This window comes from Actinomycetes bacterium (genome assembly GCA_036510875.1).
In the GTDB taxonomy this organism is placed as follows: Bacteria; Actinomycetota; Actinomycetes; order Prado026; family Prado026; genus DATCDE01.
Genome location: DATCDE010000060.1, coordinates 1 through 2,603 on the forward strand (window position 1 = coordinate 1; position 2,603 = coordinate 2,603).

General features: G+C 69.3%; 2 protein-coding genes. Both read right to left on the reverse strand.

Annotation, left to right across the window (positions count from 1 at the left end):
- The coding region (locus VIM19_03335; GenBank protein ID HEY5183942.1) for a DUF2252 family protein at nt 1-830 on the reverse strand (830 nt) is incomplete at its 3' end.
- Nucleotides 831-900: 70 nt separating this feature from the next.
- Nucleotides 901-2,603, reverse strand: a 1,703-nt coding sequence (locus tag VIM19_03340; protein HEY5183943.1) for an alpha/beta-hydrolase family protein, incomplete at its 5' end; no start/stop codon positions are given.

Sequence of the window (2,603 nt, forward strand, 5' to 3'; positions counted from 1 at the left end):
GCCTCGTCGTCGCCCACGAGCTCCTCGATCGGGACGATGAGTGGGGGCTGACTCACGATGCGGGTATGTCCGTCGACGGTCGTGGTGAGCTTCGACAGCGCCTGGACGCTGTCGCGGCTGCGGGCCTTGTCGACCGCCGCGAGTGTCCTTGTCTTGCGTCGGGAGTCGAGCTGGTCCCCGATCTGGGCCATCAGGTCGTCCATGTCGAGGTGTGAGTACCACACCGTGAGGTTGCCCTGTGCTGCGAAGGACCGCATGGCATCCCGGTATCCGCCGACGGCACCGGTGACGATGCTGCGGCTCTTCTTCGCGGACAACCCGTTCCCGCGCGCGGCGACCGCGAGGCTGGCAGCGAGGCGCTTCACGTCCCATTCGAAGGGGCCGGGGTGGGTCTCGTCGAAGTCGTTGATGTCGAAGACGAGGCGCCGCTCGGGGGAGGAGAAGACACCGAAGTTGCTGATGTGAGCGTCTCCGCATAGCTGCACCTGCAGGCCCGAGTTCGCAGTCTTCGCGAGATCGGCTGCCATGATCAGCGCGGCACCGCGGTAGAACGCGAACGGCGAGCCCGACATCCGCCCGTACCGGATCGGCACCAGCTCTGGGACGCGTGAAGCGGCCTGCCCCTCGAGCAAGGAGATCGGATCGCCCCGGTCAGCCGTCTCGAGGTCCGCGTGTGACGTCAACGGTGCTCTGTCCCGCGCCGCCTTGCCCAGCGCAGCCCGGGCCGACTCGCTCGGGTGCGAGACCTTGGGCGGGGCGGGAGTCGCCTGGGCCGCGCGGGTGGTCGACGACTCTTTCGTCTGGTCGGGTTGGTGCGGCGCTTCGGTCATGACGAGTGGCCTTCCTGAGCCGGGTGGAGTGCACTGGCGTGCGCCGCGGCATTGCGGCGCGCGTTGTCCGCTAGTCGAAGACTGCTTCGCGGACTAGTTCGCGCTCTTGTACTGCTTGCCGCACGGCGGCGACTTGCTCGTCGGTCGCGTCGAGGTCGAAGACCTCCCGGATGAAGAGGGGGAGGTCGGGTCGGTAGTCGTGGGCCCAGGCTTGGAAGGAGCCGGGGATCTGTGCGTTCTTCATGTCCACGAAGGTCTGGAAGAACGTCGTGATGGGGCGCCAGCGCATCGAGGCCGGAATCCCGCGAGGGCTCGACCCGGCCACCTCCTGAAGGGGCGGTCGGTCCGGACGAAGCCACGAGGGCCGGTGCGCGAACAGGCTGATGCCAAACTTCGTGACGCCGTCGTTGTCGTGGCTGAGCAGCACGTAGCGCAGCGCGGACCGTCGTTGGGGGTCCATGTCCTCGATCTGGCCGAAGTCGTTGACCACGGTGACCAATTCGGGATCGACGTCCTCCCCGGGGGTCACCGTGACCTCCTGGGCCCACTCGCTGCCGTGCGGGGTTCCGATCCACAAGGCGCAGTCGATGCCGAGCGCCTGAGGTGCCAGGGTGCCCCACCCGAGGAGGGCGTCCTGACTTGTCCAGGCGCCCAGGCTCTCGCCGAACAGCACGACCTTGGGGCGCTGCTCGGGTGGCAGGTCGCGGACCCGGCGCAGGATCGAGAGCCACAGCAACCGGTTCTGCTCACGTGCCCCCCTGACCTTGCCGAGCGAGAGTGGAGAGGGGCGCTTGGAGTACTGCAGCGTCACGCTGGCCATGTCACCTCGCGTGAAGTACTGGGCCGAGGCGATCGCGCAGTAGTTGACGTAGCCGGTGCCGGTCGGTGACACCAGCATCAGCAGTGAGCGATCCCACGCGTGGGTGCGGTCGAGCTCGGCCATCGCCAGGGCGACCCGCTCGCGGCGCGTGGGCGCGCTGTCCAGGCCGATGTAGACCTGGATGGGGGTAGCGGCCGCCGGTTCACCCATGACGGTCTGGATCGACAGTTCCATGTCGCCCACGCCCGCCGGGCGCTCGGCGGTGGGTACCGGCTCGGGTCGGACGAAGGCGAGCGCGTGTCGGCGCCCCTCGCGGCCGATCGTGTCCCACCCGACCAGGCTCTCCTCGTTGCCACTGATCGTGGGCCCGGTGTACTGCTGCGCCTCCGGGCCTTCGAGCCCCTCCGCGAAGGTCGACGTTCCTGCCTCGATGCGCCGCACCCCCTCGCTCCACAGGACACGAATGCCTGCCGCGAAGGTCGCGAGGATCGCCGTGTGCCCAACCAGCTGCCAGAACAACTCATGACCGGGCAGCCGCCGCGCTGCCATGGTGCTGAACGCGTGGGCCGCCTTGCTCTCGCCGACCGCGATGGCGCCGAGCACGGTGACGATCCCGGCCGCGGCCGCGGTCCCGAGGAGCGGATTCGCGCCCATCGGTCCCGGATCCGGCTCGTTGGCGTGCTCTGCCTGCCGTGCTCGCTCCATCACCGCCGCTGCGATCAGCCCTGCGGGGATGGCTAACGGCACCCGCGAGAGCCGGCTGCCGAGACCCAAACTCCGGTCCAACGACACCGCACCCGCGGTCGCGCCTACGAGGATGCTCGCCCCGAGGCCGGTGACACCGAAGCGCCAGGCTGCCTGGCGCGCCCACCCCTGTTGCGTGGACTCCTCGTCCGTGGTGCGCAGGCGTGCCGTCGCGGCCAGCCCGATCGTCGCGGCCGCGAGGTCCACCA